The 16,522-nt window shown below is 59.9% G+C and carries 9 protein-coding genes; 1 reads left to right on the forward strand and 8 read right to left on the reverse strand.

The features are described 5' to 3' along the window. Positions 1 to 4 precede the first annotated feature (4 nt). Positions 5 to 3,583, forward strand: coding sequence for a flavoprotein (locus JT51_RS12405; protein WP_037312972.1), 3,579 nt, complete (start codon positions 5 to 7; stop codon positions 3,581 to 3,583). Here the strand turns inward: JT51_RS12405 and JT51_RS12410 are convergent. From JT51_RS12410 to JT51_RS12445, 8 genes are all read right to left on the reverse strand, one after another. Then, complete coding sequence (locus tag JT51_RS12410) at positions 3,580 to 4,743, reverse strand: hypothetical protein (protein WP_037312975.1); 1,164 nt, start codon at positions 4,741 to 4,743, stop codon at positions 3,580 to 3,582. The two genes, JT51_RS12405 and JT51_RS12410, sit on opposite strands and share 4 nt — an antisense overlap. A 16-nt stretch (positions 4,744 to 4,759) precedes the next feature. Then, complete coding sequence (locus tag JT51_RS12415; protein WP_081894681.1) at positions 4,760 to 8,023, reverse strand: adenylate/guanylate cyclase domain-containing protein; 3,264 nt, start codon at positions 8,021 to 8,023, stop codon at positions 4,760 to 4,762. 132 nt (positions 8,024 to 8,155) lie between these two features. Further along, positions 8,156 to 9,865: an ABC transporter ATP-binding protein gene (locus JT51_RS12420; RefSeq protein ID WP_037312981.1), complete on the reverse strand. Its 1,710-nt coding sequence runs from the start codon at positions 9,863 to 9,865 to the stop codon at positions 8,156 to 8,158. Between the two features lie 4 nt (positions 9,866 to 9,869). After that, complete coding sequence (locus JT51_RS12425) at positions 9,870 to 10,820, reverse strand: ABC transporter permease (protein WP_037312985.1); 951 nt, start codon at positions 10,818 to 10,820, stop codon at positions 9,870 to 9,872. Further along, positions 10,817 to 11,794 carry an ABC transporter permease gene (locus JT51_RS12430; protein ID WP_037312988.1) on the reverse strand — a complete coding sequence of 326 codons (978 nt, stop codon included), beginning with the start codon at positions 11,792 to 11,794 and terminating at the stop codon, positions 10,817 to 10,819. Before JT51_RS12430 ends, JT51_RS12425 begins: the two co-directional genes overlap by 4 nt. Positions 11,795 to 11,901: 107 nt before the next feature. Next, entirely contained in the window at positions 11,902 to 13,467 is a 1,566-nt protein-coding gene (locus JT51_RS12435) for an ABC transporter substrate-binding protein (protein ID WP_037312990.1), read from the reverse strand. 172 nt (positions 13,468 to 13,639) lie between these two features. Continuing rightward, positions 13,640 to 15,220 (reverse strand): ABC transporter substrate-binding protein, encoded by a 1,581-nt coding sequence (locus JT51_RS12440; protein ID WP_051927589.1) that lies wholly within the window; start codon positions 15,218 to 15,220, stop codon positions 13,640 to 13,642. Between the two features lie 175 nt (positions 15,221 to 15,395). Then, positions 15,396 to 16,367, reverse strand: coding sequence for an alpha/beta hydrolase (locus JT51_RS12445; protein ID WP_037312993.1), 972 nt, complete (start codon positions 16,365 to 16,367; stop codon positions 15,396 to 15,398). Positions 16,368 to 16,522: the final 155 nt, after the last annotated feature.

Below are 16,522 nucleotides of genomic sequence, written 5' to 3' on the forward strand. Positions count from 1 at the left end.
AGACGTGCCTAAGGATCCGATTGAGAACTGCATTTCCTATACTCCAACCGACAGTGAATGGGCGCTGATACTCGAGATACTGCCCTCGGACGATCCGGAGGCCATCAGAACGCATTTCGAATGTTTCGAGGTGACCGAGAACACGGCCCTGCCCTCGGGTGGCATGTATGTGGTGCTGGACGGCATTGCGCAACTGCGTCAGGACGGGACGGTCCTGGCCACAGCCGACAGGGGCGATTACTTCTACGAAGAACATCTTGAGATTTTCGACATTCCCGTCAGCCTTGAGGCACTGGCCACGCCCGGCACCAAACTGGCCTATCTGTCCAGCAACCAGTGGTTCGATATCCCGACCAATATCCGCGAGGCTTGTTATGCCACCCTGTTTGGCGATCTGGTCAGCGTGCATTTGCAGAACTTTCAGCAGCCGATCAATTGTTGCAGCGTGACAGCGGCCGCGCTGAGCATGTCGGCGCTTGGGTTCAGCTGCGAGGTCAACGACATCTTCCGCGAATGCGCCCTGCCGACCTCATTCGTGGTGAATGACGGCATTTCACTGGGCGAGCTCTACGACGTCGCCTGCACCTTCATCCACACGCAGGGTTTGCGCGACCGGGTACAGGTTCAGGCGTATTTCATGGATGCGGCCACGACCTCTGTTCCGCTGCTGCTTGAGGCGATCGACGAATCCAACCGGCTGGGCGGGGATAACGACATTCTGGTGGCGAATTTTCAGGTCGGCGTGGCCCATGGCAAACCCACCATGCCCGGCGGCCATTTCGCCATCATCGCCAAATGCAACCCCAGCACCGGGTTGGTGCATATGATGGATGTACACCCGGAAAAATACGGCAAGCTGTGGGTCACCACCATCGACAGGCTGTGGGCCGGGATGTCGGATCGCGACGGAACCTCGATGCGGTCGCGGGGTATCCTGCGGTTTTCGGCGCGCGAGGCGGTGAAGACCAATCTGCAGACGTTGCAGCAGGACTGCAATTATGTCGACAGCACGCGCTATCTGGCCAAGGACCCCAAAAAGCGCCGCAACCTGTTCCGGCGGGCCAGCCCGAACATGAACTCGCTGGGGGTGCTGGCCGAAAGCCTTGCGATTCTTGGCGATGAACAAGTCGACGAAGACAAGCTGCTGATTGCGACGCAGACCAATTTCACCGATGCGCTCAGCCGGGTATCCACCGCGCGGGAAATGCACGCGATGGCGCAGCGGTACCTCAGCCAGACGCCGACTGTCCATCTGGGCAGCGCCTTCCGCAGCTATGGCAAACGCCCAGACACGGATGGTAAAACGCCTCAGGCGTGGTTCCACGATCAATTGCGCGGGCTGAACACGCATAAAGACCGGCACCTGATGATCAACATCGACTTTAACCGCGTGCTGGGGTTCGAGGTCATCCGATCTCCGGAAAACGTGTTTCGCGAAACCGCCTTGCTGGAAGAGTTCTGGTGCCTGTGTATCGCCTATGACGCGGAAACCGATCTGGTGACCGTGGTGGATATGAGCCCTGCAACCTCGCAGGTCTGGCAGGCCCCGCGCGGGCATATTTTCCGGGGTCTGCGCGACCTGAAGGCCCCGGCCATGCTGGTGATCGAAGAACGCGAACCACCCGAAGATCCAACCGATGTCGCCCGCATTATCGAGACCAACCCATTGGTTCTGTTTTATGCGGATGAGGACCCGTGGTCTTACATGCTGCGCAGTATTCTGGCCAATATCGGCATCACTCGCATCAAACTGGTCGATGTCGAAGGCCCCGGGGCCAACGTGATGAAGATGCGCCGGCAACTGAACGTGCTGACCGGAAAGGAAACCGCGCCCTACCTGTTCTTTCAGGGCGAATGCCTGGGCCGACGCAGCGATATCGTCGACATGATTCTGGAAGGCAGCCTGCAAGAACGTGTCCGCGAGGCTGGTTTGCCGGTTCTGCTGCGCCATCAGTCGCCCAGTCTGGACAAGAACATCTTTGGCTATCCAAAGGGCGGGTTGACCGACGCCCCCACCGAAAAGCGCAATGTGCTGCTGTGTGCCTGCGGGTCATCGGCGGCGGACAAGGTGCCCGAACTGGTCGAGCGGATCACCGAGGCCGGGCACAACGTCAAACTGATCCCATCCGTTTCGGCCGAGCGGTTCTTTCGCGATTTCGGGGCCGAGCGGATCGAAAAATGTATCTCGCACCATGATTATTACCGCGACGATGACGAATGGAATTTCCGGTATATCGAATTCGGAATGCCCCTGCGCGCCTCGCATCTTGCGCTGTGCGATTGGGCCGATTGCGTGATTGTGGCACCGGTGACCTGCAACACGATGGGCAAGATCGCCAACGGGATTGCCGACAACCTGCTGACCTCGGTTTTTGTCGCCTGGCAGTACCGGAACAAGCCGGTGATCCTTTGCCCGGCCTGCAACACCAACATGTGGAACAACGTCACCACCCAGAACAATGTCGAAAAACTGCGCGATCTGGGTATTGATCTGGTAGGCCCGCGCAAGGGGCGGCTGTCCAACGGCATGATGGGGATCGGCATGATGGCCACCCCGGATCAGATCATGGAAGTTCTGGACGAAGCCTTCGAAGAACTGGCCGATCAGGAGCACAACATCTGCAAATGGGCGCAAGAGGCCGCCGCCGCAGACAGTTTCGCGCAGTGGAGCCGGGTGCTTCAGGCCATCGACACCGGCATGGCCGGGATCGACATCGTGGACGACAGCAATGGCGACACGCTGCTGCATTATGCAGCAGGCGGCGAGGGCGAGCTGCACGAGAACGGGCAGGATTTTGGAAAGCCCGATCTTGAGGCCGCGCAGGCGCTGATCGACCGTGGCATCAACGTCAACGCCACCAATGACCATGGCTTTACCAGCCTGCATGTGGCGGTGATGAACAACTCGGTCGAGATGGTGAAAACCCTGCTGGCCGCCGACGGGATTGACGCCAGCGCCTGCATTCACTTCCTGCAAAACGCCAAAGACGTCACAGTCTCGGCTGAGATACAGGCGATGCTTGAGGGCTGGGCCAACACCCACACCCTGACCGAGGCAGACGACAACGAAGACTGCCTGATCGAGGATCGGGAACGGACCTATCTCTACTTCACATACGGATCGCTGAAAAGGGGGTTTCCCAATCACGACGCCCTTGCCGAAGTGCTGGATGATTTCGTAGGCGAGGCCGTGACCCGGCAGCCCATGCCTTTGATCGTCCCGCACGAGCCGTATTGCGACAATCCCAATTGCGGCTTCCTGCACCGGATGGCCACGCTGGTCGACCAGAAAGGGCGCGGCAAACCGGTGTGGGGCGAGGTCTATCGCGTCTCGTCCAGCGGGTTGAAGGAACTGGATAGATTAGAGGGCTATCACGGCCCCGGATCGCCCGAGAATGTCTATGTGCGCAAGCGGATCAATGTGGTCATGGACGGTATCAAAAAGCCCGCCTATGTCTATGTGATCGCGCAGCCGACCAAATATCTGGATCAGTGGGAACAGGGTGTTTCGGGGATAGTCGCGAATTACACGCAGGACATGTCCATAGGCACACCAAAACCGGGCTACCAGCCGCCCACTTAATTCTGTCTTTCGATCACGGTCTCATCCTCTGGCCCGGCCTTGAGGCTGAGGTTATAGGCCGTGATCCCCACCATGCACAGCAGGACAAAAGGCCAGAACGCGGCCTTTGGGATCAGGTTGTCCCGGTAATGGATGACCCACAGCGACGACGACGCCTCGGACGCAAACAGATAGGTGTTCACCGATACGGCCAGCAGCAGGAAGTACATCAGGAAAAAGAACGATTCCATATAGATCACCGGCGACCCGGCAAAGCCTTCGCGCAGTTGTACGTGCGCCAGCAGGATCACGAAGAACAGGACGGAACAGGTGCCGATCACACTGGAGGTGTTGAAATCGTGCCGTTCGACCAGATTGGGTTTGCGGGTGACGGTCATCACCGCCCCAAACAACAGCATCGTCACAACGATCAGGGGGATCATGTGGACGATGAAAGCGTTCCCGAAGTTGCGCTTGATGACAAAGTTGTAATGCAGCTCGGGCAGGTTAGTCTGAAACTCGTTCTCGCTGATGCCCAGCGTGGTATCCAGATCGGACAGGCGATAATCGAAATAGGTATTCTCACGCTCCCAGGTGCCCATGACGATGCGGTTGTCGATACCAAAAATATCGGCGGGACCGGTGGCGGGATAAGACGCGAAATCGGGGATCAGCGCCACATCAACGTCGAACTCACCGGGCCAGAACCGGACCCAGACGGTTTTATGGTCGAAGGGATAGCTGGTGTAGTCAAAGCTTTGCCGCAGGGTCTGTTCGAAATACCAGCCGATCAGCTCGGATCCATCCTGATCCATCCGATACGCCTCGTGTATCAGGCCGCTCGCGGCGTCGACAGCTTCGGGCAGGATGAACCCCACCTCACCGCTGGCGGGTTTGATGGCGTCATGCACGCCGTCCTCATAGTGCTGCCAGACATACCCCGTGATCCGCACGTCACTGGCACCTGTAAAGCTGAAGGATTTGATGAAGATGCCGGTTTTCACCCGATGCTCCGGCACATTGCCCAGCTTTTGCAAATAGTCGTCGACCGAAGCCTGATCAGGCAGCTGCGTCGGGTCTTCTTCGAAATGGTTCAGCGCCACCCAGAGATTGAACAGCAGAACCGCCAGGATCAGCGTAACCGCGCCAGAGATCAGCCAAACTTGCTTTTCGATGGTCATGCAGCGCCTCTTTTGCCTAGCCCAGCCGCCCGACCAACGACTGTGTGATGCCCATCTGGTCAAAGCGGGCACCCAGCGGCCCGAACCCTTCGTGCGCGGCCATAGGAATACCCCAGGCACCGCATTCGGCCAGAACCCGGGTGTGCTGAATGGACAGATCGACCATCGGCAGCGGCTCCTCCGCGGTGAATGCCGCCAGCGCATCCGCATAAGCGGTGGCCCTGTCCCATTCCTGTCGCGCCAGCATGACGGCACTGGCATCGGGGTAGAAATGCAGGTGGCTGTGGCCAACGCAGCCTTCGGCGATGATCTCGGCCCCCAGTTTCAGATGGCGGTCCTGCGCGTCAGGGTCTGTTTCGGCCATCGCCAGCGCCGACAGCGCCTTGGGCCCCACGAAGTTCCGGCCATGTTCCAGCGCGATATCAACCGCGCGCTGGCCAGTTTCGCGAGCCTGCCGGGACTGCCCCGTGTAGACCTGCGTGCGGGCCAGATGTTCCAGCGCCTGCGCCTCAAGCCTTTTGGCACTGACGCGATGCGCGATTTCGGCGGACAGGGAAAATGTCTCCAGCGCCTGATCCAGCTCACCCAGAAAGGTATGCGCCACCCCCAGACAGGTTTGCGCAACACATTCGGGCACAAAGGCAAAGTATTTCTGCGACACCTCGATCGCCTCTTGCGCGTCCAGCTTGCCCTGCGCCACGTCCCCTGCATAGCTGCGCGCCACGCTGAGGTTATGCAGATTGGCGGCCAGATCGCGGACCAGCCCCTTTTCCCGCGCCCGCTCGACCGCCTGCGTGTAAAACCCGGCGGCGGTCTGCATCGTGGCGTTCATGAAATTGGCGTCCCCAAACCCGCTGAGCGCCCCAACCTCCAGCCGCGCCGATTCCAGTTTGCGCGCCAGCGTCAGGGCGCGTTCGTTGCTTTTCAGGGCATCCTCGACCCGGCCCAGCGGGAAATACACATTGCCACGCACATAGTTGATCTGCGCGATATCACGGTCCGATCCGCATCGCTCCGCTGCGGCCTCGGCCTGTTCAAGGCTTTCCAGCGCATCCCCATACAGGCTGGCCTGACGGGCGGCCTGCGCCAGCCCGATATGGGCGCGGCAGACCTGTTCATCGGCCTCGGCCAGTTCGGCGGCCTCTTTGAATTCGCGCAGGGCGTCGTCGGACAGGCCCTGCAACCGGTGCGTTTCACCCCGGGCACAGAACAGATCGAACCGCACGCCCGACGGCGACGGCAGTTCAAGCGCCCGTTCGATCAGTGGGCTGGCCTCATCAAACTGAAAGGCCTGAACCAGTTTTTCGGCAGCCTCCAGATAGGCCTGCGCGGCATTGGTGGCCCCGGCCCGGTCCAGATGCTGCGCCCGCAGGGTGGCATCGCGGTCTTCGAACCATTTCGCCGCCTGCCGGTGCAGCCGCGCGCGTTCCGATTTCACCAGCGTCGCATAAGACCCATCACGGATCAGCGCATGGGCGAACATCAGGTCGGCCCCCGCCTCGCGGATCAGGGCCGAGCGGATCAGGGTCGACGTATCCAGATGCCCCTCGCCCAGCAGGAAATTCAGCACCTCCGGAGAGAACCTCTGCCCCAGTACCGAGGCCGCCTGAATCGCCGTCCGGCTGGCCCGGTCCAACGCATCCAGCCGCGATTGCACGATGCCCTGAATGCTGCCAGGCACCGATTCACGTTTTAACACGTCGATATTGCGCAGAAGCTGTTCCAGAAACAGCGGATTGCCCCCGGCGCGCTGCACGCAAGCGTCCAGCAGCTCGGGGTCGATGCCGGTGAATTCCTCGACCAGTTTGCGGGCCTGATCGTCACCCATCGGTGCCAGTTCCAGCTTTGAGATCAGCGCCCCATCGGTGCCTGACTGCCATTCACGGTTGATCGGGTCGCCTTCGACGCGGCTGGTCATCAACAGCACACAAGGCAGATCCCGCGTGGTGGCCGCAATATGGGCGCAGGCGGTCAGAATTTCGGGCGCGGCCCAGTGGATATCCTCAATCTGGATCAACAGCGGGGCGTCGCGGCTGCGTGCAGCGATCAGCTCATCAATCACCTGACGCCGACCGCGCAGACGGGTTGCATTGTCCATGACCGCATAGACCTCGGCCAGGCCGGGGTCCTGCTCCAGCTCCAGCAGCGCGCTCAGATGGGCGGCGTTCGACGGCGATACCCAGCCCTTGCCCACCGCCTGTTGCGCTTTTGCGGCGCAGGTGGCGGCGTCATCTGTGGGTTCCAACCCCAGAATGCTACGGGCGACGGATTGGATCGCGGAATGCCCCTCGCGCGCGCCGAAATCCATGACCACGCCGTTATGGATCGAATAGCCCAGACCGGCGGCCATTTCGGCCACCTGCTCGGACAGGTGGGTCTTGCCGATCCCCGGCTCGCCCAGAACGATGTGAACCTCACCCTTGCCGTGCTGCCGGCAGCGGTCGAAGGTGGCTGAAAACAACGACATCTCGCGTTCGCGCCCGACAAAGCGGTGCCTGCGCGATCGGATGTTGCGCGCCATCCGGTGCAGCCGCCACAGCTCGACCGGGTTCGCCAGCCCCTTGATCGCCTTGGTGCCGACGGATTCGCCCACAAACAATGGCCCCAGCGCGCGCTGAATGTCATGCGATACCAGCGTCTCACCCGGTGCCGCCATATCGGTGATGCGCGAGGCCAGGTTCACCCCGTCGCCGGTCACCGTGTATTCCGTATGCGCCTGACTGCCCGTCGTGCTGGCAATCACCTGCCCCGAGGCAATGCCCACATGGCATGAAACGGGCGGGTTCAGGCCGGGCAGAACCGCATGGATTTCCAGCGCCGCCCGCGCGGCGCGTTCGGTGTCATTGGTATGAGAGATCGGCGCGCCAAACACCGCCATCACCGCGTCACCGATATGCTTGTCGATCCGGCCGCCGAATTTCTCGACCACGTGATCCACTTTCTTGAAGAACTCATTGAGCAGTGCGTGCATGTCTTCGGCATCCAGCTCGCTCGTCAGACGGGTGAAACCGGTCAGATCGGCGAACATGACCGTGACCTGCCGCTTGGCGGGTTCCAACGGCGTCTGCGATTCATAGGCCGGAACGGTTTCAACTGTGTCCAGCTCGGATATCGCGCGCAGCAGCCGTCGGCGGTCGCCGACTGCGCTCACTCCGATTTCGATCAGGTCTTCGCCCGTCAAATCGGGCAGAATTGCGAAATCAATTTTGTTTTCCAAAAAGGCTTGCGCGTAGTCAGATAGCCCAAGTGCGCTCAGCCAGTCCCTAAGGTCCTGAGACATGTCGCCCCTCTGAAGCCCCCAGCTTCAGAGATAGACCTAGCACAGCAACCCTGCCTGAGTCTGCAAAACTTGACTAACTTAATGTTAATACACACCCATTTACCCGCAATACGTGCATCCGGACATCTTTGATCAAGCTTCCGCGCCCAGCCCTTCGGTCGACAGATCGTCAAGCCTGGGCATCAACCGCAGCAATTCGCGCGCATAATCCGTTTGCGGGTTGGCGAACAAGTCATCGGTGTTTTGCAGCTCGACCACCTTGCCCTGTTTCATCACCGCCACCCGATCGCACATCTGGCGCACCACCGGCAGGTCATGGCTGATGAACAGCAGCGTCAGACCAAGATGTTCCTGCAGATCCTTCAGGATGTTCAGGATCTGCGCCTGGATCGAGACATCCAGCGCGCTTGTCGGTTCGTCGCAGATCAGGAAACGCGGCTGCGTGGCAAGTGCACGTGCAATCGAAATCCGCTGCCGTTGCCCGCCCGAGAATTCATGCGGATACTTCATCCCGGCACCAGACCCCAGCCCGACCTGATCCAGCAACTCATCGACGCGCCGTTTGATATCGGCCCCGCCCATCAGCTTGTGATGTCGGATCGGCTCGGCCACGATGTCATCCACACGCATACGGGGATTCAACGAGGAAAACGGGTCTTGAAAAATCATCTGGATGTTCTTGCGATAGGCATCCAGCGCGGCCCTGTTGGTCAGATCGCTGACCACCTGACCCTCAAAGGTGATGGTTCCGCCATCCACCGGGTACAGCCCCGCAATCATGCGCGCGATGGTGGATTTGCCCGAACCGGATTCGCCCACAACACCAAATACCTCGCCCGCGCGGATATCAAAGCTGACGTCGTCAACAGCGGTGAAATAGGTGCGGTCCCAGGGCAGCAGCCCGCGTCGCTGCAGGAACTTCTTGGTCAGATTGCGGATCTCGAACACGGGTTTCGAGGTGTCGTTTTCCACTTTGGGCCAGTGGCGCGCCATATCGTCGATTGCAAAGCGGGTTTCACGCCCGCCATAGCTGATCTGGGGAAAGCGGTGCAGTTTCAGCGTCGGGCGCGGCACCGCCGCAATCAACGACTTGGTGTATTCATGGTGCGGCTGCCCCATCACCTGCGCGGTCGGGCCGGTTTCGACGACCTTGCCAGCATACATCACCGTGACCTTGTCGGTGGTGTCCGCGATGACCCCCATATCATGGGTGATCAGGATGACACCCACCTGCCGTTCCTGCGCCAACCCTTTGATCAGGTCCAGAATCTGCGCCTGCACCGAAACATCCAGCGCGGTGGTCGGCTCGTCCGCGATGATCACATCCGGTTCAGTGCACAGCGCCAGGGCAATCACCACGCGTTGCCGCATCCCGCCCGAAAACTGGTGCGGATACTGGTCCAACCGCGTGTCGGGGTCCGGGATACCCACCCGGTCGATCAGGTCGCGGGCGCGGGCATTGACCTCGACCTCGGATCCGCCCAGATGGGCCTGAATCGTCTCGGTCAGTTGCTCGCGCACCGTGAACAGCGGGTTCAGCGAGGTCAGCGGATCCTGAAAGATCATCGAGATCTTCTTGCCGCGCAACCCCCGCATCGCGTCAGCGTCCAGGCCGCTGATCTGATCCCCGCGCAGCCGGATTATGCCGCTGGCAATGCGTCCGGGGCGATCCAGCAGGCCCATGATTGCGGCGCCGATGGTCGATTTACCCGCGCCGGATTCACCGACCAGCCCATGGATTTCGCCGGGCTCGACCGACAGGTCCACATGGTCCACAGCGGTGAACAATTGGCGGCGGGTCGGGAATTCGACCGTCAGGTCGTTGATTGTCAAAAGGCTCATGAAATCACCGCAGCTTGGGGTTCAGCGCATCGCGCAGCCAGTCACCCAGCAAGTTGACCGAAAGGGCCAGCGCCAACAGGGTGCAGGCCGGGAAGAACAAAATCCACCACTCTCCCGAGAACAGGAACCCCTGTCCGATGCGGATCAAGGTGCCAAGTGACGGCTGTGTCGGCGGCGCACCGACGCCCAGAAAGCTCAGCGTTGCCTCAGCGATGATCGCAAGCGCCAGCGAGATCGTGGCGATCACCAGCACCGGGCTCAGCACATTCGGCAGGATGTGGCGGAACATGATCGGAAACGACCCGCGCCCGATCAGGCGGGCGGCCTGCACGTATTCCTTGTTCTTTTCCACCAGCGCCGCGCCGCGTACCACACGAGCGAACTGCACCCAGTCAGACAGGGCAATGGCGATAATCAGAACGTAAATCGCCATCTCGTTGCGGTATTCCGGGGGCGTCACCCCCTTGGCGATGCCAAAGATCAGCATGGCGACCAGAATGGCCGGAAAGGTCAACTGCACATCTGCGATCCGCATGATCAGGGTTTCGATCCAACCGCCGAAATAGGCGGCCACCAACCCTAGGATCACACCGATGATCATCGCGAGCATCACCGCCGCGGCCCCGACGAACAGCGAAATCCGCATCCCGTACAAGATGGTCGAGAACACATCCCGGCCCTGATCGTCAGTGCCCAGCAAAAACGTCTCTTGCGTAAAGGCGTTCGGGGTGCCGGGCGGGGTAAAACCGTTCATCAGATTCAGGGTCGCCGGATCAAACGGGTTATGGGGTGCGATCAGCGGGGCGAAAATGGCCGCCAGCACAAGGATCACCACAAACAGAAAGGCGATCACCGCAACCGGGGAATGGCGGAAAGACCACGCGAAATCACTGTCCCAGAACTTGCCCAGGCGCGATTTAGGGCGGGATTGCGGAGTATCGGATGTATCGGTCATGTGGCCCTCGCGTCGACCCGCAGGCGCGGGTCAATGGCGTAGTATAGAAGATCGACAATCAGGTTGATTGTGACGAACATGACCGAAATCAGCATCAGATAGGCGGCCATGACGGGGATATCGACGAACTGGATCGCGTTGATGAACAGCAGGCCCACGCCCGGCCACTGAAACACCGTCTCGGTGATGATGGCAAACGCGATGATCGAACCCAGCTGCAACCCGGTGATGGTGATAACGGGAACTAGGGTGTTCTTCAGCGCATGGCGGAAGTTGATCACCCGGTCCGACAGCCCCCGTGCACGGGCAAAGCGGACATAATCGGCGCGCATCACCTCAAGCATTTCCGACCGCACCAATCGCATGATCAACGTCATCTGATACAGGCCCAACGTGATCGCCGGCAGGATCAGCGCCTTGAGGCCCGAGGCGGTCAGGAACCCCGTTGACCAATTGCCGATCATAACGGTTTCGCCCCTCCCGAAGCTGGGCAACAGGTCTAATTCGACCGAGAATATGTAGATCAGCAATATCCCGATCAGGAAGGTGGGCAGCGACACCCCGATCAGGGATACGGTCATGATGATATTGGCGGCGACACCCTGTCGTCGGATGGCGGTGAACACGCCCAGCGCGATCCCCAAGGTGATTGCCAGAAAGCCCGAGACAAAGGCCAGTTCCAGCGTGGCAGGCGCACGTTCGGCAATGATCGTCGAAACAGGGCGCCCCTGACGGTAAGAGACACCGAAATTGCCCTGAACAGCACCCTGCAGGAACTTGAAATACTGAACCGGAAAAGGCTGATCCAGGCCAAGTTCCGTCCGCAGCCGGTCGATATCGGCCTGGGTGCGTTCCTGACCCAACATATTGTCGATCGGATCACCGACAAACCGAAACATCGAAAACGCGACAAGACCCACGACCAGCAGCACGATCACGGATTGGAACATCCTTCGAACGATAAATGCGAACATTCAATTTCCCCGTTGATCCGCCTCTCTTGGCGATCTTTGATCAGATGGTCAAGATACCGCTAACACGCGCGCCCCGGAAATTTTGGGTTGCAGCCCTTACCGCCACCTCAGTTCACCGTCACCCAGCGCAGCAAAAAGAAGTTGTCCGGGCGTTGGGTCAGCCCGATGTTGCTGCGCGTACCCCAGACCAGGGGCTGCACGTACATCGGAACATAAACCTGCTCATCCTGAATTATCTGCGCGACCTCGTCCAGCATGGCCTGCCGTTTGACCGCGTCCAGCTCGGACTGGATGGCGGGCAGCAGCTCATCCACGCGGGGGTTGGAAAAGCCGCCGAAGTTCCAGCTGCCCAGCTTCTTTTCCTCGTTGGGCGTCGCGACCAGAAAGCGCACAGGATGTTCTGCGTCAAAGGTGCCCGGGCTCCAACCCAGAAGGTACATGTCGTAATTGCCTTCGCGCAGTTCCGGCCAGTAATTGCGCACCGGCATCGCATCCAGTTCCGCCGTGACCCCGATCTGAGCCAGCATGCTGACCACCGCCTGACAGACGGCTTCGTCGTTCAGGTACCGATCGTTGGGGCATTTCAACCCGAATGAAAAGCCGTCGTCATAGCCCGCCTCGGCCAGCAGGGCCTTGGCCGCCTGAACATCATACGCGGGACGCTCGGCATTGGCCTCGGAATAACCGCTCATCGCAGGGCTGACCAGTTGCGAGGCGGCTTCGGCGTTGCCACGCATGATGGTGGCCAGAATGGCATCGACATTCACCGCCTGTGCCACCGCCCTGCGCACGCGCGGGTCGCGGAACGGGTTGGGCTTGCCCGCGTCATCCGTATACTTCAGCACTTCGGCCTGATGATCGAAACCCAGCATGATCACCCGCGCCTCGATCCCCTGAATGACATCGACATCGGCGTTTCCGGTCAGGCGGGCCACATCCTGAATCGGCACCGGGTTGATCATGTCCACATCACCCGAAAGAAGCGCCGCAACCGCGGTGGCCGGATTTTGAATCGGATTGAACTCGGCCCGGGTAATGTTGTGCTCGGCCTCATCCCACCAGCCATCAAATGGTTCCAGCTCGGTTTTCAGCCCCGGCTCGCGCGCGGTGACCTTGAACGCGCCGGTGCCATTGGCATTGATGGTCGCAAAATTGCCGGTTTCCTTGTCCGGCACGACGGCGTCATTGGCCTCGGTCCAGGCCTGATCCATGATCATCCAGTTGGCGATTGAGGACGGGAACAGCGGATTTGGCGCGATGGTCATGAAATCAATTGTATAGTCATCCACGACGTTGACCTCGCGGATCGGCGCAAACCAGCTGCGGGTGTCCGCCGCCTCGCCCGAGGCGCGCTGATAACTGAACAGAACGTCCTGCGCATCGAAATCGCCGCCGTCGTGGAATGTTACCCCCTGACGCAGGTGGAACCGCCAGCCCTCACCATCGCCGATGGGTTCCCAGCTTGTCGCCAGCGCGGGTTCAACGCGCATGTCCTTGTCGCGCCGAACCAGCCCTTCGTACACGTTGTTGAGAAACCCCAGAACCGGGGCAGAGTTGACCGCATGTGGGTCCATCGTCTGCGGATCGGTGGTCGAGGCCCATTTGAAATCGGCAGCTTGAACGCTGGTGGCAGCCAGCAGGGCCAGACCGATTGCACTGTTCCTGAGGATCATGGCGATTTCTCCCTGACTATGGACCAAGTGTTCTTGGTTTTTCGTGTTGGTGCAAGGAAATCCCGATTTCACGCCGGAATCTCAGGGCGTGGACCCTGGCCATCGGCCCAGCGATGCAGATAAACAGCAGGGCGCGAAAGCCGCGCCCTGCCTGATCATTGAAATGATCGCCTTAGTTCAAAGTGAAATATTTGATCTTGGGCGAATCTTCTGGCTCGACCACCGTGCCCACGTCTGACTTCATCCCCCAGTTCAGCACCTGATGGTGGATCGGGATATACAGCTGTTCGTCCTGCACCACCTGCCAGATGTCGGCGATCTGCTTGTCACGCTCGGGCAGGTTGGTTTCCGAGGCCAGCGCCACGATCTTGGCGTCCAGCTCGGGGTTCGAATAGCGGGTGCCGTTCCACGAACCGTACTTCTCACCCTTGGTGTGTGCCAGGAAGTTGAAAATATACTCGGAATCGTAGGTCGGAACCCCCCAGCCCAGCATGTAGAAGTCGGTTTCCAGATTGTTGATCAGCGGGAAGTGCTGCGCCTTGGGTTTGGCATCCAGATTCACCGTGACGCCGATCTGCGCCAGCATACCAACTGCCGCCTGACAGATCGCCTCGTCGTTGACATAGCGATCGTTCGGGCAGTCCAGCGTCAGCGAGAACCCGTCGCTATATCCAGCCTCGGCCATCAGGGCCTTGGCCTTTTCGACATCGGTGGCGGATGAGCTGTCCATCGCCTCGTCCCAGCCGTTCACGAACGGCGGGGCAATCATGCCCGCCGGTGCCGACTGACCGCGCATGACGACCTGCTTGATCGCATCGCGGTTGATCGCCATCGACATGGCCTGACGCACACGCACGTCGGACAGGGGGTTCTTGCCGTCGACATTGTCCGACGTCAGATCCGCATCGCCCATGTTCATTCCAAAGAAGATGACCCGGTTCTGCGGTGCCGTGCGCACGTCCAGGCCATCGGTTCCTGCAACGCGCTCAAGATCCTGCACCGGCACGTCCTGAATGAAATCAACCTCGCCCGACAACAGCGCCGCAACGCGGGTCGCTGCGTTCTGGATCGGGGTATAGACGATTTCGGTCACCTGCAGCGGGAACTCATCCTTGCCCCAATAGCTGTCGTTGGCAGCCAACACGGTCTTTACGTCCGGCTCGCGGCTGACCAGCTTATACGGGCCGGTGCCATTGGCGTTCTTGGCGGCAAAGGTATCTTCGCCACCCTCATAGTCCTGAACCTTGACCGCGTTGTTGGCCTCGGCCCAACCTTTGTCCATCATGAACATGTTGGTCAGGTTGTTGGGCATGATCGGGTTCGGACCATCGGTTTCGATCTCGACGGTATACTTATCCGGCGCGCGCACCTCTTTGACCGAGGCCAGCAGTTCCTTGTAATCGGAATCAGGTGTCATCGCACGATTCAGCGAAAAGACGACATCCTCGCTGTCGAACTCGGCCCCATCGTGGAAGGTGACGCCCTCGCGCAGCTTGAACACCCAGACATTCGGGTTCGCCTCGGACGGGGCCCATTCGGTCGCCAGCGCAGGCACAAGGGCGCCGGAATGGTCACGCATGACCAGCGGCTCCATGATCTGGTGGGCCAGGGCCGATGTCGGGCCTTCGTTCTGCGCGTGCGGATCAAGCGTCAACGAGTCGCCCGCCCGCGCCCAGCGCAGGGTTTCAGCCGATGCACCCGCCGCCATTATCGCAGTCGCGCTGGCGGCAATCATCAGGTTTCTCAGGATCATTTTAGTCTCCCCAGTTTTTTGTTCGCACCGTTTCGAAAAACGATGGACCGTCTTGTTACGGTCTTGGTGATCCTGATCATCCAGATCATTGTCACGGTTGCAACAACAGATTGTGACTATCGCCCACACAATGGGCTTTGCGTCGGATTTCCCTGCCCGTTTCCCAATCGCCACCTCAGCTTATGATGACCGAGCGTTGGTGCGCATCATGTGGAAAAACACGGCCTGATTGCACGCATTGGAAGATATGCCGGAACACCTGACCGGCCTCGCCGCCGGGCTTGATCGCTCCGAAATATTTGTGCCCGGTCGGGCTGTCGTACCGGGTGTTGACGTCGTCGCAGTCAACCTGAAACACGTTGCGCGGCGTGCGGTCGATGGCTTCTGGCCCCGTGTGCCCCAACCTGCGCGAGGCCACTTTGTTCCTGAGGTTTGCGGCCTTGCTGGCCCGCAGTGCCAGATCGTCGGACGCATAGTAAACCACCACATTGCGCGAGGCATGGCTGATCAGAACGCCCGGCTCATCCTCGTGCACCGATTCATTGACCACATCGGCGGCGACCATGAAGGTGTTTCGGAACAACAGCGGCACGCCGGACGCCAGATCATAGCGATCCCATGCGGTCAACGTCTGCCGCAGCACCCGGTTTCCCATCGAATGCGCCAGCAGATTGATCCGTTTCAGACATGGGTCGACGTCGGGCGCGTTGTCTTCACTGTTGCGCCATTCCAGAAACCGTTCCAGCACGCGGGCAAAGGAAAACCCGCTTTGATCGGCGGATTTCTGGTCATCCCAGTACTTTTGAACGATGCCTTCTTCGGCGTCGCTGGGCCAGATCAACGGCAGCACCAGAACCTCATTCGGCTTGGCCCCGTCGCTGAGCCGCTGAAGTTCGGCCGCGGTTTCAAACACGTCTTCGGGCAGGTTGTTGAAACCGTGCAGATACAGCAGGATTTGCCTGCACCGGCTGTCGCGCACGCGGCGCAGCAGCTCTTTGCTGGTGATTTCGGTGTGATGCCCATCCTCGCCCTTTTCACAATAAAAGACCGAATTGGACGGCGCATTGTTGTTGAGGTCGAAGGTAAAACGGCGCCCTTTGCGGGTGCGGATACTTTGGGTCGGAAATCGGTTGGTGATGAAAAGCATGTGAAAACTCCGGGCTGAAAAAGGCTCTGGATAGGGCCAGAGTATCAATCCGGGGCTGATCTGTCAGCAGCCGGGCTCAGGACACATAACCAACAAATGGCATGCGCCGCGCGGGCGAAGGCAAGGCTCTCGGGTGGTGCGTGCGTGCTGAAATA

Origin of the sequence: Ruegeria halocynthiae, assembly GCF_000743705.1 — a bacterium.
GTDB classification, from domain to species: Bacteria; Pseudomonadota; Alphaproteobacteria; order Rhodobacterales; family Rhodobacteraceae; genus Ruegeria; species Ruegeria halocynthiae_B.